Source organism: Ferrimonas futtsuensis DSM 18154 (assembly GCF_000422645.1).
GTDB classification, from domain to species: domain Bacteria; phylum Pseudomonadota; class Gammaproteobacteria; order Enterobacterales; family Shewanellaceae; genus Ferrimonas; species Ferrimonas futtsuensis.
The window spans coordinates 1-21620 of the sequence record NZ_AUGL01000007.1; the positions used below are offsets into that span (position 1 = coordinate 1).

The 21620-nt window shown below is 57.0% G+C and carries 17 protein-coding genes and 1 tRNA gene; 2 read left to right on the forward strand and 16 right to left on the reverse strand.

Annotation, left to right across the window (positions count from 1 at the left end; genetic code table 11):
• On the reverse strand, positions 1 to 2210 hold a 2210-nt coding region (locus G505_RS20620; RefSeq protein ID WP_157509057.1), incomplete at its 3' end, for a retention module-containing protein.
• Positions 2211 to 3097: 887 nt separating this feature from the next.
• Between G505_RS20620 and G505_RS20625 the strand changes: the two genes are divergently transcribed.
• The gene (locus tag G505_RS20625) at positions 3098 to 5188 is read left to right on the forward strand and encodes an alkyl/aryl-sulfatase (protein WP_051215907.1); all 2091 of its coding nucleotides are present in this window, start codon (positions 3098 to 3100) and stop codon (positions 5186 to 5188) included.
• A gap of 57 nt (positions 5189 to 5245) precedes the next feature.
• On the opposite strand, the gene nlpI is transcribed toward G505_RS20625, so the two are convergent.
• The 14 genes from nlpI to rlmE form a co-directional block, all read right to left on the reverse strand.
• The gene (gene nlpI / locus G505_RS0105075) at positions 5246 to 6154 is read right to left on the reverse strand and encodes a lipoprotein NlpI (protein ID WP_245568333.1); all 909 of its coding nucleotides are present in this window, start codon (positions 6152 to 6154) and stop codon (positions 5246 to 5248) included.
• A 225-nt stretch (positions 6155 to 6379) separates the two neighbouring features.
• Positions 6380 to 8479: a polyribonucleotide nucleotidyltransferase gene (gene pnp / locus G505_RS0105080; protein ID WP_028108591.1), complete on the reverse strand. Its 2100-nt coding sequence runs from the start codon at positions 8477 to 8479 to the stop codon at positions 6380 to 6382.
• Between the two features lie 458 nt (positions 8480 to 8937).
• Entirely contained in the window at positions 8938 to 9207 is a 270-nt protein-coding gene (gene rpsO / locus G505_RS0105085) for a 30S ribosomal protein S15 (RefSeq protein WP_028108592.1), read from the reverse strand.
• A gap of 88 nt (positions 9208 to 9295) precedes the next feature.
• A complete protein-coding gene (gene truB / locus G505_RS0105090; protein ID WP_028108593.1) occupies positions 9296 to 10240 on the reverse strand; it encodes a tRNA pseudouridine(55) synthase TruB in 945 nt (314 codons plus the stop codon).
• Complete coding sequence (gene rbfA / locus G505_RS0105095; RefSeq protein ID WP_028108594.1) at positions 10240 to 10650, reverse strand: 30S ribosome-binding factor RbfA; 411 nt, start codon at positions 10648 to 10650, stop codon at positions 10240 to 10242. Before rbfA ends, truB begins: the two co-directional genes overlap by 1 nt.
• A 44-nt stretch (positions 10651 to 10694) precedes the next feature.
• Positions 10695 to 13337, reverse strand: coding sequence for a translation initiation factor IF-2 (gene infB, locus G505_RS0105100; protein ID WP_028108595.1), 2643 nt, complete (start codon positions 13335 to 13337; stop codon positions 10695 to 10697).
• 26 nt (positions 13338 to 13363) lie between these two features.
• Positions 13364 to 14866 carry a transcription termination factor NusA gene (nusA, locus tag G505_RS0105105; RefSeq protein WP_028108596.1) on the reverse strand — a complete coding sequence of 501 codons (1503 nt, stop codon included), beginning with the start codon at positions 14864 to 14866 and terminating at the stop codon, positions 13364 to 13366.
• A gap of 28 nt (positions 14867 to 14894) precedes the next feature.
• Complete coding sequence (gene rimP, locus G505_RS0105110) at positions 14895 to 15350, reverse strand: ribosome maturation factor RimP (protein ID WP_028108597.1); 456 nt, start codon at positions 15348 to 15350, stop codon at positions 14895 to 14897.
• Positions 15351 to 15823: 473 nt separating this feature from the next.
• A tRNA-Leu gene (locus G505_RS0105115) sits at positions 15824 to 15909 on the reverse strand.
• Positions 15910 to 15917: 8 nt separating this feature from the next.
• Positions 15918 to 16220, reverse strand: coding sequence for a preprotein translocase subunit SecG (gene secG, locus G505_RS0105120; RefSeq protein ID WP_035385106.1), 303 nt, complete (start codon positions 16218 to 16220; stop codon positions 15918 to 15920).
• Positions 16221 to 16225: 5 nt separating this feature from the next.
• A complete protein-coding gene (gene tpiA / locus G505_RS0105125; protein WP_028108599.1) occupies positions 16226 to 17008 on the reverse strand; it encodes a triose-phosphate isomerase in 783 nt (260 codons plus the stop codon).
• A 111-nt stretch (positions 17009 to 17119) separates the two neighbouring features.
• Positions 17120 to 17947 (reverse strand): dihydropteroate synthase, encoded by an 828-nt coding sequence (gene folP, locus G505_RS0105130; protein WP_028108600.1) that lies wholly within the window; start codon positions 17945 to 17947, stop codon positions 17120 to 17122.
• Between the two features lie 62 nt (positions 17948 to 18009).
• Positions 18010 to 19950: an ATP-dependent zinc metalloprotease FtsH gene (ftsH, locus tag G505_RS0105135; RefSeq protein ID WP_028108601.1), complete on the reverse strand. Its 1941-nt coding sequence runs from the start codon at positions 19948 to 19950 to the stop codon at positions 18010 to 18012.
• Between the two features lie 42 nt (positions 19951 to 19992).
• On the reverse strand, positions 19993 to 20631 hold the full coding sequence (rlmE, locus tag G505_RS0105140; protein WP_028108602.1) for a 23S rRNA (uridine(2552)-2'-O)-methyltransferase RlmE: 639 nt from the start codon (positions 20629 to 20631) through the stop codon (positions 19993 to 19995).
• Between the two features lie 128 nt (positions 20632 to 20759).
• Between rlmE and yhbY the strand changes: the two genes are divergently transcribed.
• Entirely contained in the window at positions 20760 to 21062 is a 303-nt protein-coding gene (gene yhbY, locus G505_RS0105145) for a ribosome assembly RNA-binding protein YhbY (protein WP_051215908.1), read from the forward strand.
• A 57-nt stretch (positions 21063 to 21119) separates the two neighbouring features.
• Here the strand turns inward: yhbY and greA are convergent, their stop codons facing one another.
• A complete protein-coding gene (gene greA, locus G505_RS0105150; protein ID WP_028108604.1) occupies positions 21120 to 21596 on the reverse strand; it encodes a transcription elongation factor GreA in 477 nt (158 codons plus the stop codon).
• Positions 21597 to 21620 lie beyond the last annotated feature (24 nt).

Here is a 21620-nt window from a genome sequence, read left to right on the forward strand (position 1 = left end):
GTCACCTCGATGGTGCGGATCACCGGATCGCTGTCGGCATCCAGCGCCTGCACGTCGGGGTGGGCGTTGTTGAGCTCATAGCTCCAGTTGCCCTGGGCGTCGATGCTGAAGGTCCCCCAGTCACCGTCGGCCACGTCGCTCTGCACCTGGAACACCGCTTCACCGGCGTCCGGGTCCACCACGTCCAGCTTGCCGCCCGTGGTCAGGGTGGCGTCTTCCTGCACCGCACCGGCGTCGTCGCCATCGGCGTGCGGAGTCACCTGGGCGGCGTCGGCTGCAGCCACAACCTCAAGAGTTACAGTTTGAGTAAGCACTTCACCCGTAATGGAGTCAGTCACCGTGTAGGTGAAGCTGTCCTGGCCGTTGTAGTTGGCATTCGGGGTGTAGGTGTAGGTGCCGTCGGCGTTCATCACCACGGTGCCGTTGGCCGCATCAGCCTTCAGGGCGAAGGCCAGCTCGCCACCACTGGTGGTGCTGTCGTTGGTGGCCACAGTGCCGGACACGGCGTTGTCCTCGGTGGTGCTGTTGCTGTCGTCGCCGGCAGTCAGGTCGTCCACCGCGCCCACGGTGATGGTCACCGTCTGGGTGCTGCTCTCGCCACTGGCGGCGTCGGTCACCGTGTAGGTGAAGCTGTCGCTGCCGTGGTAGTTGGCGTTCGGGGTGTAGGTGTATGTGCCGTCGGCCGCCATGGTGACGGTGCCGTTGCCAGGGTTACCCGCAATCGCGAAGGTCAGCTCGCCACCACTGGTGGTGCTGTCGTTGCCGGCGACGCTGCCTGATACAGATGTGTCTTCCTGGGTGGTGTTGCTGTCATCGCCAGCGCTCAGATCATTCACCGCACCCACATCAATAATGACTGTCGCCGTATCGAAGCCGCCATTACCATCGCTGATGGTGTACTCGAAGCTAGCTTGACCGTTGAAATTAGCCTCAGGCGTAAAGGTGACCGTGCCATCGGCGTTCAGGACCACTGTGCCGTTAACGGCATTAGACACCCCGGAGATAACCAGGCTGTCGCCCTCCAGATCCGTATCGTTAGGGTCAACAAGATCGGTCAGCCCCAGAGTGACCGCGGTATCCTCTTGAGTGGAGGTGCTATCGTCGGCAGCCACGGGTGCATCGTTTACCGGAGCAACGTCAACATACACGGTGGCGGTATCCGTGCCACCATTGCCATCGCTGATGGTGTAGTCGAAGCTTGCCTGACCATTGAAGTTAGCATCAGGGGTAAAGGTGATGGTGCCATCGGCATTCAGAGTCACCGTGCCATTGGTCGCGTTGGCCACACCGGTGATCACCAGGCTGTCGCCATCCAGGTCAGTGTCATTGGGGTTAACAATGTCGGACACCCCAAAGGTCAACGGGGTATCTTCTACTGCCCTGAGGGTGTCATCCCCGGCAACAGGGGCATCATTGACCGGAGTAACAGTAACGCCGATCGATGTCGTTGTGGTGTTACCCACAGCATCAACCACATCGTAAACCAGCTCAAACTCACCGTTGGTGTTATCGGCAGGAACGAAGGTCCAGGTTCCATCACCATTATCAATCAGGGTTCCGGCAGAGGGATCGGCAAGACGCAGAGAGCTTACTGACAGCTCATCACCCTCGGGGTCGGTGATATGGCTGAGCAGTTGCTCGCTGGTGATCTGAATGCTGGTATCTTCAGGGGTGATCAGAGTAGCAGCAGAAGCACTGTGAACGACCGGGGCTTCGTTGGTCGTAATGTCTTCGGGCGCATCCGGGGCTACAAGTTGTTCGACTGGAGTCTCAGTGTCAAAACCGCTGACCGCTATCACCTCCTCTGCCTGTCGGCTAACGGAAGCGACCTGCGAGGAACCTGAGCTTTGGGGGGCAGCATCCGGAGTGCCTCCTGCAGCGGCCGCTTCAAACGCCTGGGTAGGATCGACCCCAGCCAAGATGCTTTCCTGCAAAGCAGCAATTTCATCTTCAACAGAATTCGCAGGCTCGAGGCTCTGCTCCCTAACCTCAGTGAACTGAGCCTGCAGCGCCAGGAAAGAGAATTCGCCTGATTCAACAAAGAGGGGAAACTTATCGGGGTCCTGAAGGATCACTTCCTGGCCATCCGGCACCAGGAGGGTGTCCGTTTCATGAAGAAGGTCTCCGGCTTTCGCTTCCCGGCGAGTGCCATCTTCAGACAAGATCCAGGCGCCCTGAACGGATGCCGCGATAACTAAGCTAATAGCCATACTGTTCCCCGATGATTCCTTGCTATGTATAATTTCCTACACTGGCCCCGCGTACCCCAACAGCCAAATGTCTACAAAAGCCAATTTCGATAGAGCAAATATCTGCTTCCAAACCCCTATCCGGGTTTTATCTCTTAATTTCTGTAGAGGCAGACGGCTCTCCAAAGCCAAAAAATGACCGCACGGTGGCAGTCATTAACCCTAAGTGTCCATTTCATTCCGAAACCAAAAGCATTCGAACGTGAATCTTGTTGAGGTGCGAATGTAGGTAGCACAAGATTAACAATCTGGGGTGTCAAAAACAAGACGGCGTCAACTTTCTGACCATGGTTCAGCGTCTTCCAAACTCGTTTTCTGTCAGTTGCTGGCCTGACCTGAGCAAGGAAGCGACACTCACTACTAAAGCCGGAATATTGGGAATAAAACCAACGACACAGCCTGTCAGGCAGTCGAATCAACCAAAAGTGTCCAACAGCTTATGGGGAAATTATGTTCAGCCAGCAACAGCGAGTGTTGAGAGGTGGCTCTGATTCACCAATCAGCCACACATCAAAACCACAGCCTAGCCTCCCGGTTAAGAAAACCGATATGGCTATTTCACTCAGAATACAAATCTACCAATATAGGAATATTTATCGTTAAAAAAAGAGACGCCATGAATAATTAACCGGCCTTCCTTAATTCGTGAAGATGCATATCCCACTCAACATTAGAGCATAAACTCCACGCCATGACTGCAGTCATCCCCTTGAACGCAGAACCGTTCGCCACCCACACCACTGACACAGTCTAACCGACATTTTATTCACGGTTTCCATACTCCTTTCTTGCAGATAGCCAGTGCTGAACTAGCTTTCTTGTAGACCCGCACTCAAGGAGGAGTCCAGATGGCTTCGAAAGCGCTTACTCTCTTTACTTCATTGCTTATGACTTCAATGGCCGCCCTGGCCTCTGGAGGGGGCGCCGTGTTGTCCGACCCCGGAGCCGCAGAAGGCAAGCACTTCCATCCAAAGGGCAAACAGCCCTCCAGTTACACCCTCGACTTGCGTGAGGAACAACTGAAGGCCCTCCCCTTCAAGGATGAGCGTGACTTCGACGAAGCCAAGCGCGGCTTTATCGCAGCCCCTGACTATCAGCAGATCATGGCTGAAGCGGGCCACGTGGCCTGGGATATGGGCAGCTACCAGTGGCTGCTGGAGGACAAGGAGTTCGACAGCATCCACCCTTCACTGCAGCGCCAGGCAATACTGAATATGGCTTATGGGCTGTTCGAGGTCCTTCCCGGAAAAATCTATCAGGTGCGGGGCTTCGACCTGGCTAACATTACCTTCATCAAAGGCGAGACGGGCTGGATCATCTTTGATCCACTGACAGCCAAAGAGACCGCCGCCGCCGCCCTGAAGTTCGTGAATGAACAACTCGGTGAGCGTCCGGTAAAGGCGGTGATCTTTTCCCACTCCCACGCAGATCACTTCGGCGGCGTTCGTGGCGTGGTGGATGAGAAGGATGTGCGCAGTGGCAAAATCAAGCTAATCGCGCCGGTCGGCTTCATGGAAAATGCCGTGTCCGAAAACGTATACGCAGGCAATGCCATGAATCGCAGGCTGTTTTTCCAATATGGCGTGCTGCTTCCCCGCAGCCCCTTTGGCCATGTGGACCAGTCCATTGGCAAGAATACCGCTGCGGGCAATCTGGGACTGATTGCGCCCAACACCATCATTGCCAAGGATTTCGAAACCCTGACGGTCGACGGCATCACCATGGAATTTCAGAACACCCCGGGGACCGAGGCACCTGCGGAGATGAACACCTACTTCCCAGACCTTAAGGCCTTCTGGGCGGCAGAAAACATCACCGGCACGGTACACAACATCTATACCCTCCGTGGCGCGTTAGTACGAGATGCCCTGGAGTGGTCAAAGCAGATCAACATCGCCCTCTACCGGTATGGAATGCAGGCGGATGTGATGTTTGCGTCTCACAGCTGGCCTCGCTGGGGCAATGAACGAATCCAGGAGGTGATGCGGGCACAACGGGACATCTACGCCAACCTCAATAATGAGGTGCTGCACCTGGCCAACTCCGGCGTCACCATCAATGAAGTCCACAACGAATACCGCCCCCCGAAAAGCTTGCGAGACCAGTGGGCGGCCCACAGCTATCACGGCTCCGAAGCCCACAACAGTCGTGCCGTGCTCAACCGCTATCTGGGCTACTGGGATGGAAACCCGGCCACCCTGATCCCCCTCTCTCCCAAGGAGTCCGCGCCACTCTATGTGGAGATGATGGGTGGCGCCGACGACATCATCGCCAAGGGCCAGACCCTGTTCGACAAAGGCCAATACAAGCTGGCACAGGAGATCCTGAATAAGCTGGTCTACGCCCAGCCAGACAATCAGCAGGCCAAAGACCTGCTTGCCGATGTCTTCGAGCAGATCGGTTACCAGCAGGAGAGTCCCAGCGTTCGAAACAGCTTTCTGGCAGCGGCCTACGAACTGCGCTCCGGCATTCCAGAGGGCAACTCACCCAAAACGGGAGGGGCAGACACCATCAAGGCGATGGCCACCGAACTGTGGCTGGACTTTCTTGGCATCCGCCTGGACAGCGCCAAGGCCGGAGAACAGGAGTTTGTCATCAATCTGATATTGCCTGACATCAAGGAGGAGTTTGTGGTGGAGCTGAGTAACGCCACCTTGACCAACATCAAGGGAGTTCAGGCCACCAAGCCGGACTTGACCCTGACCATCAACCGCAGCGACCTGGAACCGGTCATGATGGGTGCCGTGTCCTTCGACGACCAGGTAACCGCAGGCAAAGTAAAGCATCAGGGCAACCTGGACCACTTCCGCAGCCTGCAATCGATGCTGGTGAACTTCAATCCGGCCTTCGAGCTGATGCCTGGCACGGCCAGAACCTCGGTGGAGGCCGGCAAGGTGACCCTGGCGCAGCCCCCTTCGGGCAACAGCAGCGGCATGTAGCACAGCAACAAAAAGGGGTCCATCTGGACCCCTGGTTCTTTTGGTTTCGCAACCAACTTAATTGGTCTGTTCCGCCTGCTCAGCCTCTTCCATCAATTGCTCGGCAATCTGACGCATCTCCATGATGGAGTACCGGTGCTCGACGAACTCATAGACGTTGGTGGCCAAGGACAGCTTAAACAGGTTCAGGGCCCGTCTTGGCTGGCCATCCATCCTGGCCTGCTTCCCCATGTAGAAGTAGGCCTCACACAGGCGTTCTGCCAGCTGCTTCTGATGGCTCAAATCCTGTCTGGCGGCAGCCAGAAGCTGGCCTTCATCCAGTTCACCCAGGTAATAGGCAACCAGGGCAGCGCCCCAGCCATCCTGAATGCCCTGACTGCGTGCCTTGAGGCCAATGAGTGCCTGCTCAGGGCTGTCCTGTCGTTCAGCCAGATAGAGCCAGAGTGCGCGGTAGGCATCACCGGTGTCGCGGTTGTAGAACTCCTCCAGATCAGACACCGCCAGATGCGGACGGCTGCCGTAGTAGAGGGCAATCCCCCGGTTCAGGAAGGCGAAGTCGTACTCGGGATCCAGCTCCAGCACCGCATCAAAGGCTTCATAGGCCTGATCGAACTCCATCGCCTGGGTCAGGTAGATCCCCATGAAATTGTACGCATCGGGCAGATCCGGGCGCAGCTTCAGGGCGCGGGAGAAATCAATTCTGGCCAGGGTGCGCAAACCGACACTGTCGTACAGTACACCTCGGTCATAGAGGAAGCGAGCGCGCTGTTCCTCGGTCAGCTCGGCGGTCACCAGCACTTCGCTGATCTTGGCCAGGGCGAGCTCCAGGTTGGCATCTGGCTGCAATGGCGTCACCAGCATCATCTGACCGCCACCCTGCTCCTTGGGTGCCTCTGGGGTTGCGGCGCAACCAGTCAAGCCGAGGCAGAGGACCGCCAGGGCCAGCCAGTATTGTCTTACTCTCATAGATACCATCCTTTTGCCACCGCCGGAACGGCGGCGTGCCATGTATGCTCCCATTGTAGAGGGGCACCTTGGCAAACGCATTAACTATTTGTACAACGTGAAAAAGCTAAAGGGTTAGAGAGGCTAATATCCCTGGGGTTCCCCAGGCAGTCTCAGGAAGTTCAAGACACAAGAAAAAGAAAAGGGAGCCCTTGGGCTCCCTTTCGCTATGGGTGAAAACCGGACTTATTCGCCCTTGGCTTCACCTGCGATGGCGTCTTTGATGGAAAGACGGATGCGGCCCTGACGGTCCACTTCCACAACTTTCACCTTCACTTCCTGACCGATGGACAGGTGATCAGCCACATTGTTTACACGCTCGGCGGTGATCTGAGAGATGTGAACCAGACCATCTTTACCAGGCAGGATATTCACGAAGGCACCGAAGTCTACGATGCGAACAACCTTGCCGTCGTAGATGCGACCCTCTTCCACATCGGCGGTGATCGCTTCGATGCGACGAACCGCTTCGGCAGAAGCCGCACCATCGCTGGAGGCGATCTTCACAGTACCATCGTCTTCGATCTCGATGGTGGTGCCGGTCTCTTCGGTCAGAGCACGGATGTTCACGCCACCTTTACCGATCACGTCACGGATCTTGTCAGGATGGATCTTGATGGTGGTGATGCGAGGCGCGTGCTCAGACAGCTCTTCACGAGCGGAAGGCAGGCTCTCATCCATCACGTTCAGGATGTGAATGCGGGCCTCATAGGCCTGCTTCAGGGCAACCTGCATGATCTCCTGGGTAATACCGGCGATCTTGATGTCCATCTGCAGCGCGGTAATGCCATCACGGCTACCGGCAACCTTGAAGTCCATGTCACCCAGGTGGTCTTCGTCACCCAGGATGTCAGACAGAACCACGTAGTTGTCACCCTCTTTCACCAGACCCATGGCGATACCGGCTACGGAAGCCTTAATTGGCACACCGGCATCCATCAGGGCCAGAGAGGTACCACATACGGACGCCATGGAGGAGGAACCGTTGGACTCGGTAATCTCACTCACCACGCGGATGGAGTATGGGAACTCTTCGGCGGAAGGCATCACCGCCATTACACCACGCTTGGCCAGCTTACCGTGGCCGATTTCGCGGCGCTTGGGAGAACCGATCATGCCGGTCTCACCCACACAGTAGGGAGGGAAGTTGTAGTGCAGCATGAAGCGATCGGTGCGAACGCCGGTCAGCTCATCGATCATCTGAGCGTCGCGCTCGGTACCCAGGGTGGCGGCAACCAGGGCCTGAGTCTCACCACGGGTGAACAGGGCAGAACCGTGAGTACGCGGCAGCACACCAGGGGCCACGGACAGGGCACGGATCATCTTGGTGTTACGACCATCGATACGAGGCTCACCGGCCAGAACGCGACCACGAACCACGGTCTTTTCCAGGCTACCCAGAACGTCGGAGATCTCCTGACCATCCAGCTCTTCGTCTTCGGCCAGCAGCGCTTCTTTGGTTTTGGCCTTAACGGCGTCAACGGCGTCCTTACGCTCCATCTTGTCGGTGATGCGGTAGGCATCGCCCATGTCGGCTTCGGCCAGCTCGGCCACCTTGGCGATCAGGGCTTCGTTCTTCTCAGGGGCAGTCCAGTCCCAGGTAGGCTTGCCAGCTTCGGCCGTCAGCTCGTTGATGGCAGCAATCACTTTCTGCTGCTCCTGGTGACCGAATACCACGGCACCCAGCATCACGGACTCAGACAGCATGGCCGCTTCGGACTCTACCATCAGCACGGCATCGGCAGTACCGGCAACCACCAGGTCCAGATCGCTCTCTTCCAGCTCGGTGATGGAAGGGTTCAGCAGGTAATCGCCATCCTTGTAGCCCACGCGAGCACAGCCGATGGGGCCGGCGAAGGGGATACCGGACAGGGCCAGCGCAGCGGAGGCGCCGATCATGGCAACCACGTCAGGCTGGATCTCAGGATCGACAGACACTACGGTGGCAACAACCTGAACCTCGTTCTTGAACCCTTTGGGGAACAGAGGACGGATGGGACGGTCGATAAGGCGAGCAGTCAGAGTCTCACCTTCGGAAGGACGGCCTTCACGCTTGAAGAAACCACCTGGAATCTTGCCCGCTGCGTAAGTTTTCTCCTGGTAGTTCACCGTCAGAGGGAAGAAATCGCGACCGGGATCGGCCTGCTTTTTACCAACGACGGTAACCAGCACGGTGGTATCACCCATGCTTGCCAGTACGGCGGCGTCAGCCTGACGAGCGATGACACCGGTCTCCAGAGTGACCGTGTGACGGCCATACTCAAAACTCTTAATGACGGGATTCACGTTATGTGTTCCTTAGCAGTATTTTTAACCTTAAATTTCGCGGATTAGTATACTGCAATGCTGGGGGAATGACAGGCGTCAAGGGGGAAAAGGTGGAAAAATCGCTCACCTATACCAATTGCACTAAATATCTGGCCATTCAGCTGAAATTTAACGGGCTTTAGGCAAGACAGGCAAACGAAGCTCTAGTGGCTCTAAAGTAAGATTGCGTAACACAGCATGAAGCCCGCTAAAATCAGCCCGGAGGGAACGCCTCACTGCCACTGACTCGTTGTTGTACCCACTTGAAAGAGGCCCACTATTCCTTCGCGGTTACGCCTAGATTCAGTGGCAGTGAGACGCTCTGAATTGAGCAAATATTTGGTGCACTTGGTATTAAATACAGGAACTTAACGGACTGGCAACCAAATACAAAAAAGGGGACCCCAAAGGGTCCCCTCTCTTTCGGAATGCATCTATTAGCGACGCAGGCCCAGCTTGGCGATCAGCTCAGCGTAGGAGGTGTGGTTCTTACGCTTCAGGTAGTCCAGCAGCTTACGACGCTGGGAAACCATGCGCAGCAGACCACGACGGCTGTGGTGATCGTGGATGTGCTTCTTGAAGTGACCTTGCAGATGGTTGATCTGATGGGTCAACAGAGCTACCTGAACCTCAGGAGAACCGGAATCGTTCTCGCCGCGGCCAAACTCAGCCAGAATCTTTGCTTTCGCTTCAGTGCTTAGTGACATAATAATCTCCGAATTTACAAATAGGCTGGGCCGATCACTAATTCAGCTCCAGCAGGACGGGGTATTCTAGCGGCTGTGTCCTCTGGACTCAACCCTGGCTGACGTTAATCAGCCTCTTTGGCGCCACCAGGCCGTCTGCATCGATTTCACCGACACCGACAAACACCCGCTGGCTGCCCACGGTCAGGCGAACCGCACCCTCTTTGGGCGCCTTGGGAACCTGAACAGGCTGGCCCTGCATGATGTAGCTGGCCACCACCTCGTTCATGTTCACCTCAGGCAGAGTCATCACCGCAGTGTCCATCGGCAGCAGCAGGGGATCCAGCAGCTCCTTAGGCTTACGGCCCTGGTCCAGTGCCTGTTGCAGCAGGTTTTCCAGCTGTTCCAGGTTGACCATACGCTCATAGGGGTAACCGGCCACCTGGGTACGGCGCAGCACGGTAACGTGCGCCCCGCAGCCCAGTAGCTCACCCATGTCGTCGACTATGGTGCGGATGTAAGTGCCCTTGGATACGTGCAGCTCCATCTCCACCTCGTCACCTTCGAAACGGATCAGCTCCGCCTCGTAGACATTGATGGGGCGGGCCTCACGAGGCACCTCGATGCCCTGGCGGGCATACTTGTACAGTGGCTCACCCTGGTATTTCAGGGCGGAGTACATGCTGGGGATCTGCATCGACTCACCACGGAAGTGATCGATAGCCTTGTTGATCTCCCCGAGGCTGATGTTTACCGGGCGCTCCTCAACCACTTCACCATCGGCGTCCGAGGTGGTGGTGCGAACCCCCAGCTTGGCCACAACACGGTAGCGCTTGTCGGCCTCCAGCAGGTACTGGGAAAACTTGGTGGCTTCACCAAAGCACAGAGGCAGCATCCCGGTCGCCAGGGGGTCCAGGGCACCGGTGTGCCCCGCCTTGGCGGCGTTGTAGATGCGCTTTACCCTCTGCAGGGCATCGTTGGAGGTGATGCCCGCCGGCTTGTCCAGCAGGACAATGCCGTCAACCAATCGGCCGCGAAAACGACGTCTGGCCATTACTTCTGATCCTCATCTGACTCTTGAGTGCCGTGCTTTTCGGCCTTAGCCTCATCCTCGGCAACCGCCTTGTTCACCACATTGGTCATGCGGATCCCCTCCACCAACGACTTGTCGTAGGTGAAGCGCAGTTCGGGAATGGCGCGCATATTGCGCAGGCTGGAGGCCAGCAGTGAGCGGATGTAGGGCGCCAGCTCAAGCAGCGCATCCATCTGGCTCTTAACCTGCTCTGGTTCATTGTCCAGGAAGGTCACAAACACCTTGGCATAATTGAGATCCCGGGACACCTCAACGTCGTTGATGGTGGTCATCCCCAAGCGGGGATCCCGGATCTCGCGCATCAGAATCATCGCCAGCTCACGCTGGATCTGCTCATTGACGCGCCGGGTTCGACTGAATTCTCTCGCCATAACACCTAAATCCGGGGAGGGTTTCCCCTCCCCTACTCAATTGCTTACAGGGTACGTTTCACTTCGACGGTTTCGAAGACTTCGATCTGGTCGCCGACTCTCACGTCATTGTAGTTCTTCACGCCGATACCACACTCCATGCCGTTACGCACTTCGGCAACGTCGTCCTTGAAGCGACGCAGGGACTCCAGCTCGCCTTCATAGATAACCACGTTTTCGCGCAGTACACGGATGGGGGCGGAGCGCTTAACGATGCCCTCGGTAACCATACAGCCGGCAACCGCACCAATCTTGGGCGACTTGAACACGTCACGCACTTCGGCCAGACCGATGATCTGTTGCTTGAACTCAGGGGCCAGCATACCGCTCATGGCCGCCTTCACCTCGTCGATGAGGTCGTAGATCACGCTGTAGTAGCGCAGATCCAGGTTCTCGTTCTCCACGGTACGACGGGCAACGGCATCGGCACGGACGTTGAAGCCCACCATGATGGCATTGGACGCCGCCGCCAGAGAAGCGTCGGTCTCGGTGATACCACCCACGCCACGACCGATGATGTTTACCTTCACCTCGTCGGTGGACAGCTTCATCAGCGAGTCGGCAATGGCTTCCAGGGAGCCCTGTACGTCGGCTTTCAGTACCACGTTCAGTTCGGACACATCGCCTTCCTGCATGTTGGCGAACATGTTCTCCAGTTTCGCCTTCTGCTGACGGGCCAGCTTCACCTCGCGGAACTTACCCTGACGGTGCAGGGCCACTTCACGGGCTTTCTTCTCGTCACGAACGACGGTGGCTTCATCACCGGCAGCAGGTACCCCGGACAGACCCAGGATCTCTACAGGGATGGAAGGACCGGCAGACTTGATCTCTTTTCCGTTCTCATCGCGCATGGCACGAACACGGCCATACTCCAGACCACAGAGAACGATGTCACCCTGGTTCAGAGTACCTTCCTGTACCAGAACGGACGCGATAGGACCACGGCCTTTATCCAGACGGGACTCAATCACCACGCCACGGGCCATGCCCTCTTCACGAGCGGACAACTCCAGTACTTCGGACTGCAGCAGGATGCCTTCCAGCAGTTCGTCGATACCCATACCAGACTTGGCGGATACGTGAACAAACATGTGCTCACCACCCCAGTCCTCAGGGATCACTTCGTGCTGAGACAGTTCGTTCTTAACACGATCCGGATCGGCGGACTCTTTATCCATCTTGTTCACGGCAATCACCAGCGGCACACCGGCCGCCTTGGAGTGCTGAATCGCTTCGATGGTCTGAGGCATCACGCCGTCATCGGCGGCCACCACCAGAACTACCAGGTCGGTAGCCTGAGCACCACGGGCACGCATAGAGGTAAAGGCTGCGTGGCCAGGGGTATCCAGGAAGGTGATCATGCCGTTGCCGGTTTCTACGTGGTAGGCACCGATGTGCTGGGTAATACCACCGGCCTCACCATCGGCCACCTTGGCACGACGGATGTAGTCCAGCAGAGAGGTCTTACCGTGGTCAACGTGACCCATGATGGTCACAACAGGCGCACGTGGCACAGACTCGGCACCGGTGTCGCGATCGGACAGTACGGAATCTTCCAGCTCGTTCTCGTTGCGAAGGATTACCTTGTGGCCCATCTCTTCACACACCAGTACGGCAGTTTCCTGATCGATCACCTGGTTGATGGTCGCCATGGCGCCCATCTTCATCATCACCTTGATCACTTCGGTGGCTTTCACGGCCATCTTGTTGGCCAGTTCACCGACAGTGATGGTTTCACCCACTTCAACGTCGCGGGTCACCTTCTCAACAGGCTTCTGGAAGCCGTGCTGATTGGCGGCAGGCTTGCCACGGCCACGGCCGCGACCACGCTGAGGGCCGCGAGCGGCACGATCTTCACCGGGCTTCTTCTTCTTGCGACGACGGCCACGCTCAGCCTGGGCGTCGGAAGCGTCTTCGGCATCGCGGGCAGCAGTAGAGGTAGTGACGTGGTAATCCGCTTGCTCGCGGGCCTTACGCTCCTTCTCTTCCGCTTCCCAGCGCTTGGCGTTCTCTTCTGCCAGGCGCTTGGCCTCTTCGGCCTTGGCTTTGGCTTCCTCTTCCGCCTTACGGGCGGCTTCGGCTTCCTGGGCTGCCTTCAGTTTCTCCGCTTCCTGACGGGCGGTATCATCTTGGGCCTTATCTTTCGCCATCAACTTCTCTTGCTCCTCGCGCTTGGCTTTCTCTGCTGCCTGTCGCTTGACCTTATCCTCGGCGTCACGTTTGGCTTTCTCTTGTGCTTCGCGCTTGGCTATCTCTTCGGCTTCACGTTTGGCCCGTTCCTCCGCCTCTCGGCGCGCCGCTTCTTCTGCGGCCTTGCGGGCTTCCTCTTCCTGACGTTGCTGCTCTTCAATTGCGCTGCGCTTCACATAGGTGCGCTTCTTGCGCACCTCAACCTGTACGTCCTTTGATTTGCCTCCGCCTGCGTTCACGCTCAGGGTAGAGCGCTTCTTGCGTTGCAGAGTCATGCGGGTGGGCTCCGTGCCGCCCCCGTGCTGGCCGGACAGGTGGTTCAGCAGGGTCTCTTTCTCCTGCTGAGTAACGCTGTCGCTAGCACCTTTGGTGATGCCGGCTTCGGCAAACTGGGCAACCAAACGATCAACCGGCTTACCTACTTCTTTGGCGAGTTGTTCTACTGTCAAATCTGCCATATTTTTTGAATCCTCCGTTGATCGACTCAGGCCTCGTCACTGAACCAGCAAATGTTGCGGGCGGCCATAATCAGTTCGCCGGCCTTTTCTTCGGTCAGCTCTTCAATTTCACTCAGGTCATCGATACCTTGCTCAGCCAGGTCCTCCAGGGTGATCACACCCTTGGAAGCCAGAACGAAGGCCAGGTGACGATCCAAGCCCTCCAGACCCAGCAGGTCTTCAGCAGGCTCGGCACCATCCAGGGCTTCTTCACTGGCCAGGGCCTTGGTGGTCAAGGCGGCTTTGGCGCGCTCACGCAGCTCCTCAACCATCTCCTCCTCCAGGCCTTCGATCTCCAGCAGTTCCTGAATTGGCACGTAGGCGATCTCTTCCAGGCTGGTGAAGCCCTCATCAACCAGTACTTCGGCGAACTCGTCGTCGATGTCCAGGCCGTCTACAAACAGGGTAATCAGACGATCAGACTCTTCCTGATGCTTGGTGGCCATATCGTCTGTGGTCATCACGTTCAGCTCCCACTCGGTCAGCTGAGACGCAAGGCGCACGTTCTGGCCGTTACGGCCAATGGCCTGGGCCAGGCTGTCAGGCTCTACGGCCACGTCCATGGAGTGAGCGTCTTCATCCACGACGATGGAGCCCACATCCGCAGGGGCCATCGCCTTAATGACGTATTGAGCCACGTTGTCGTCCCACAGGACGATGTCGATACGCTCACCACCCAGCTCACCGGATACCGCCTGAACACGGGCGCCGCGCATGCCTACACAGGCACCTACGGGGTCGATACGCTTATCGTTGCTCTTCACGGCAATCTTGGCACGGGAGCCTGGATCACGGGCGGCGCCCATGATCTCAATCATCTCTTCGCCGATCTCCGGCACCTCGATGCGGAACAGTTCGATCAGCATCTCGGGCTTGGTACGGCTCAGGAACAGCTGGGCACCGCGGGATTCAGGGCGCACAGAGAACAGCAGAGCACGAACACGGTCGCCGGGGCGGAAGTTTTCGCGGGGCAGCATCTCTTCGCGATACAGGATCGCATCGGCGTTGTTGCCCAGGTCGAGGATGACGGAGTCACGGTTGACCTTCTTCACCACACCGGTCACCAGCTGTCCCTCTTTATCGCGGAACTGCTCGATGATCAGGCCGCGCTCAGCTTCACGTACTTTCTGTACAATCACCTGCTTGGCGGTCTGGGTGGTGATGCGGTCAAACTTCACAGACTCGATCTGCTCTTCCACATAGTCACCGGCTTCGATGCTGTCATCTTCGTACATGGCACGGGCCGCGGACAGAGAGATCTCCTTGGTAGGCTCCTCCATCTCGGCGTCGTCTTCCACTACCTGCCAACGGCGGAAGGTATCGAACTCACCGGTTTTCTGATCGATCTCGACGCGAACCTCGATCTCAATCTCATATTTCTTCTTGGTGGCAGTCGCCAGGGCCGTTTCCAGGGCCTCGAAAATCTTTTCACGCGGCAGTGCTTTTTCGTTAGATACCGCTTCGGCGACTAATAAAATCTCTTTGCTCATGGGTCAGCCTCGTTTCACCCTGAAACTCTCAGAATTTAGCTACCAGGTGGGCTTGCCGCACGTTAGCTAAAGCCACTTCCTGATCCTTACCTTGCACTGACAGGGTGATCATCTCGCCTTCAACAGCTTTGATCTCGCCCTTCAGCTTGCGTTTACCCTCCATCGGCATGTTGAGCAGGAGATTCACCTCCTCACCGATGAAGCGTTGATAATGGGCCGGCGTGAACAGAGGACGTTCAATGCCAGGAGAAGAAACCTCCAGGTTGTACTCGGTGCTGATGGGATCTTCCACATCCAGCACTGCGCCCACCTGGCGGCTCACCTCGGCACAGTCATCCACTGTGATGCCGTTTTCGTGATCGATAAACACCCTAAGCGTGGAGTGCGAACCGGCACGAACATACTGAATTCCAACCAGCTCGTAGCCCAGGGCCACTACCGGTTCTTGCAACATATCGGTTAAGCGTTGCTCTAACGTAGCCATTGCGCCTCCCCCTACAAACGAAAAAAGGGCCTAAAGCCCTGTTATCAAAGTGACAATTACGATAAACACAATCAGATGGCCTGTTACTACAGCCCCATGTGATTGCGCTATCGTTACCACCACTGTGGTTCAGATAACAAAAAGCCCCGAGCAAAACGGGGCTTAAAGTGCGCTGGACCCTGTTTAGGATGACTGGGGTCATCGAACCATTCCAGGGGAACAGCTCACCGCCTCCGTCGCGGCCTTCTCGGTAGTTCAACATCACCTTACGGTGATTACGGAGATCTGCGGCCTGCCCTCAGCATGGACCTCAACCGCGAGATAACCCTCAACAGTTTAGTCCATCACCGCCCTTCGGGAGGGGGGGGGCAAACCAGCGGCCTAGATTATACTGATGCAGCCTTGACCACGCAAGGGAATCACCAAGCCACAAAAAATAAAAAAGGCCGATTATTCAATCGACCTTTTCGGTATGGTGCCGAGAGCGGGACTTGAACCCGCACGTCCATAGGACACTACCCCCTCAAGATAGCGTGTCTACCAATTCCACCACCTCGGCGTATTCTGTTACTGCGGCAGGTTGTCCTGTACCGGCTGCTCCACTTCGATGGTTTCGAAGTCGCTGGTCACCTTGCCCTTATGAGAGGACATGTTACCCAGAACCAGGCTCAGCACAAAGAACAGTACAGCGCAGATTGACGTGGCTCGGGTCAGGAAATTGCCTGAACCGGTGGACCCGAACAGGGTACCACTTGCACCGGCGCCGAAGGAGGCACCCATGTCTGCACCTTTACCTTGCTGAATCAGCACCAGGCCGATAATGGCCGCGGCGACCAGCAGGTAAGCTACCATCAAAACCGTAAAAAGCATATCGCTTATTCCGCGTTCATTGCGATGCTGCACACTGCCAGAAACTCACTGGCATTGAGGCTTACACCGCCAATTAATCCACCGTCCACATCGGGCTGAGAGAAAAGATCCGCTGCATTGCTGGGCTTGACGCTGCCACCGTACAGGATTCGAATCTTCTCGCCGATAAAGGGCGAAACGTCAGACAGTCTCTGTCTGATAAAAGCATGCACCTCTTGGGCCTGCTCTGGGGTGGCGCTCTTGCCAGTACCTACTGCCCAGAGGGGCTCGTAAGCAATAATGGCATTATCGAAGGCCAAGGTCCCGACTTTTTCAATTACCGCATCCAGTTCACCGGAGATAACTTCAAAGGTTCGGCTCGCTTCGCGGGCCGCCAGGGACTCCCCGACACACAGAATGGGGGTCAATCCCATCTTCTGCGCTGTGGCGAATTTATCTGCCACGATGTCACTGGTCTCGCCGTACATACGACGACGCTCGGAGTGACCAATGATTACGTATTTACATCCGAACTCACGCAACATGGAGGCGGAAACCTCACCTGTGTATGCGCCATATTCGTGGTGGCTGACGTTCTGCGCTCCGAGGCGAACCAGTCGGCCGTCCAGACTCTGCTTGCTCTCATCCAGCAAGCGGCTGGCACTCTCCAGGAATACAGTCGGCGGACAAATCAGCACTTCGGCAGAATCATCCTTAAGCTTGGCAAACTTCTTGACCAGCTCATCAGCTAACTGACGGGAGCCGTTCATCTTCCAGTTGCCGGCGACCATAGGGCGTCTTAGTGCCATACTTCTCTCCTGTGAAAGCGGGCGAGATAATAACGAACCCCTTTTTAAGTTACAAGTCCTCACCCGTTAAAAACCGTCTTAAGCGGCTTAACTGCTTCTATTTTATCCGTCTTACCACTTCTGTGTCTCTGCCAGTACCTTAAGAACGTCGACCGTCTCACGCACATCGTGCACACGCAGCACCGATGCGCCTCCCTGGGCACAGAGCAGGGCTCCGGCCAGGCTGGCCGCAAGACGCTGATCAACTTGGCGTTCCAGCAACTCGCCAAACATGCTCTTTCGACTCAGGCCAGTCAGTAGTGGCAGGCCCATGGAGAGGAACTCGCCCAGCCTGGCCAGCAGCTGGTAGTTGTGATCCAGGGTCTTGCCAAAACCAAACCCCGGGTCCAGCAGCAATCGCTCCCTGGGGATCCCCGCCCCGACACAGGCCTCGATACGAGCCTCGAAAAAGCCGCGAATGTCAGTCATCAGCTCGTCATAGGCCGGGGCCTGCTGCATGGTCCTGGGCTGCCCCTGCATGTGCATCAGGCACACCGGCACCTGCAGATCCGCCGCCGCCGCCAGGGCACCCGGCTCCTGAAGGGCTCGAACATCGTTGATCAATCCGGCGCCGGAAGCCACCGCCTCACGCATCACCTGGGCCTTGCTGGTGTCCACGGAGATCACCACGTCCAGTTCGGAACTGATCGCCTCCACCACGGGCACTACCCGGTTGAGCTCCTCTGCCAGCGCCACATCCGGCGCCCCGGGACGGGTGGACTCTCCCCCCACATCCAGGACCGTTGCGCCATCGTTGACCATCTGTCTAGCCTGCTCCAGGGCCGTGTCCAGACGGTTGAAACGGCCGCCGTCGGAGAAGGAGTCCGGCGTCACATTGATGATCCCCATCACCTGGGGCCGGGTCAGGTCCAGCACTCGGCCGGCGCAATCGAGTCTCATCGCTTCCTCTCTCCATAAAAAAGTCCCGCCGATGGCGGGACTTAGTAGTGTATCAGATTCTGTTACTTGGCGGGGGCGCCGGCACCGTCAATGTCGGTGTCCTTGCTCTCTGGTGCCTTAGGCTCAGACTCCACCTTGCTGCCACCAGACGGCTTGTCATCGGAGTCCCCACTGGTCCAGTCCGCGGGCTCTCGCACATCGCGGCGTGCCATCAAGTCATCGATCTGCTTGGCATCAATGGTCTCGTACTTCATCAGCGCATCGGTCATGGCATGGAGAATGTCCATGTTGTCTTCCAGGTGGCTGCGAGCACGCTGATAGTTCCGCTCGATGATGTCCTTGATCTCTTCGTCGATCATCTTGGCGGTGTCGTCGGACATGTGGCTGGCCTTGGCCATGGAACGACCCAGGAATACCTCACCATCCTCCTCCGCATAGTTCATCGGCCCCATACGAGAGGAGAGACCCCACTGGGTCACCATCTTGCGGGCGATCTCGGTGGCCCGCTCGATGTCATTACTGGCTCCGGTAGTCACCTTGTCGGCGCCATAGATGATCTCTTCGGCAATACGGCCGCCATAGAGACTGGAGATCATCGACTCCAGGTGCTGCTTGGAATGGCTCCAGCGATCCTGCTCAGGCAGGTACATGGTGACACCCAGGGCACGACCACGAGGAATAATGGAGACCTTATAGACCGGATCGTGCTCAGGCACCATACGGCCGACAATGGCGTGACCCGCCTCGTGGTAGGCGGTCATCTTCTTCTCTTCCTCGGTCATCACCATGGAGCGACGTTCCGCACCCATCATGATCTTGTCCTTGGCTTTCTCAAACTCCTCCATGGAGACCAGGCGACGGTTACCACGGGCAGCAAACAGGGCCGCCTCGTTCACCAGGTTGGCCAGGTCGGCACCGGAGAAACCAGGGGTACCACGGGCAATGAGATCCGCTTTGACGTCTTCAGCCAGGGGCACCTTGCGCATGTGCACCTTGAGGATCTGTTCACGACCACGCACATCGGGCAGACCCACGGTCACCTGGCGGTCGAAACGGCCTGGACGCAGCAGTGCCGGGTCCAGTACGTCGGGACGGTTGGTGGCGGCGATGACGATAATGCCTTCGTTACCCTCGAAACCATCCATCTCAACCAGCATCTGGTTCAGGGTCTGCTCACGCTCGTCGTGACCACCACCCAGACCGGCACCACGCTGACGGCCCACGGCATCGATCTCATCGATAAAGATGATGCAGGGCGCAGACTTCTTGGCCTGGTCGAACATGTCGCGAACCCGGGAGGCGCCGACACCCACGAACATCTCAACGAAGTCGGAGCCGGAGATGGTGAAAAACGGCACCTTGGCTTCACCGGCAATGGCCTTGGCCAGCAGGGTCTTACCGGTACCCGGAGGACCCACCATCAGCACACCGGTGGGAATTTTACCACCCAGTTTCTGGAACTTGGTCGGGTCACGCAGGTAATCCACCAGCTCCGCGACCTCCTCCTTGGCCTCATCACAACCTGCAACGTCGGCGAAGGTGGTCTTGATCTGGTCTTCGCCCATCAGGCGCGCCTTGCTCTTGCCGAAGGACATGGCACCTTTGCCGCCGCCCCCCTGCATCTGACGCATAAAGAAGATCCACACGCCCACCAGCAGCAGCATGGGGAACCAGGAGATAAAGATCTGAGCCAATACGCTGGGCTGTTCAGGCGGCAGACGGCTGATGTCGACCTTGTTGTTGATCAGGTCATCGATCAGCTTGTCGTCAAACGCCGGCATGTAGGTAATGAACTGGTCGCCATTGCGGGTTTTGCCCGTAATGGTGACGCCATCCTCCTGGAACTCCACCGCAGGCACCTGGCCGTTGCTGTAGGCTTCAACGAAGGCGGTATAGCTGATGGCATTGCCGGTGCTGCTGGCAGGGTTGTATCCCTTAAACACAGACATCAGCACGACAGCGATAACCAGCCATAAAATCAGATTTTTCGCCATGTCACTCAAGGTAGAGAACCTCGCAAATTCCTTTGTTTATTCTTAGCAAGCTTACAACTTGTAGCCGCTTGCCACAATGTAGACCTCTCGGGACCGAGCACGGGAGGAATCCGGTTTACGAATTTTTACAACTTTGAAGGCCTTACGTATGTCAGCCAGGTATTGATCAAAACCTTCCCCCTGGAACACCTTCACGATGAAGCTGCCGTTGGGGGCCAGCACCTGATAACACATGTCCAAAGCCAGCTCCACCAGGTACATGGCGGAGGGTTGGTCCACCGAGGTGTTACCTGAAAAGTTGGGGGCCATGTCCGACAGCACCACGTCCACCTTATCGTCGCCCACCTTTTTCAGCAGGGCACCCAGTACCGCTTCCTCACGAAAATCCCCCTGAAGGAAATCGACGCCGGCGATTGGGTCCATCGATAAAATGTCGCAGGCGATCACCTGGCCCTCCAGGCCAATCTCCTGTACCGCGTACTGGGACCAGCCTCCGGGGGCCGCCCCCAGATCCACCACGGTCATCCCGGGCCTGAGCAGCTTGTCCTTGCCCTGGATCTCCTCCAGCTTAAAGACCGCCCGCGAACGCAACCCCTTCTTCTGGGCCTCCTTCACGAAGCGATCATCGAAATGTTCTTTCATCCAGCGCGTAGAACTGGCGCTGCGTTTCTTTTTCGGATTACCGGCCATAACTCTCCAGACCGTCAATGTGCCAATGATCTTACCGAGAGTGGAACACTACGGTAAGAATTAGTATTACGCTATAGATGGCGTTAGAATACGCGCTTTTCAAGTCCCCAAACGAAATGAGTGGCCTAATGAGTCAATTAACAACCAAGCAGAAGCAGTACCTCAAGGGTCTGGCCCACAGCCTGAAGCCCGTGGTTCTGCTCGGTGGCAACGGCCTGACCGAAGGGGTCATGGCTGAAATCGAGCTGTCCCTGGCTCACCATGAGCTGATCAAGGTGAAGGTTGCCAGCGAAGACCGCGAGAACAAGCGTGCCATCATCGATGCCATCGTCCGTGAATCCGGCGCCGCCGAGGTGCAGGTTATCGGCCACATCCTGGTGCTGTATCGTCCTTCTGAGAAACAGAAGATCGAACTGCCCAGAGCCCGATAACAAAAAAGCCGCACACGATGCGGCTTTTTTGTGCGCGAGGCGCCTGGAGACAAGGTATTACTTGTACTCCACCTCGATAATTTCGTACTCCACCTCGCCGCCGGGGGCTTTCACCACCACCACGTCATCCAGCTCCTTGCCAACCAGGGAACGGGCAATGGGGGAGTTCACGGAGATCATCCGCTGCTTCAGGTCTGCTTCGTCGTCACCCACGATGCGGTAGGTCACCTCTTCATCGGTTTCCACATTGAGAATGGTTACCGTGGCACCAAAGATCACCCGTCCATTGTTGGGGATCTTGGTGACATCGATGACCTGAGCCGTAGACAGCTTACTTTCGATGTCACGGACGCGGGCTTCACACAGCCCCTGCTCTTCACGGGCGGCGTGATACTCGGCGTTCTCTTTCAGATCACCCAGCTCACGGGCCTCGGCGATGGCCTGGGAGATCGCGGGGCGCTTGGTATGTTTCAGATGCTCCAGCTCTTCACGCAGCTGCTGAGCACCTACAACGGTCATAGGAACCTGGGTCATAATCTGCTTCCAATTCAGTTCGGA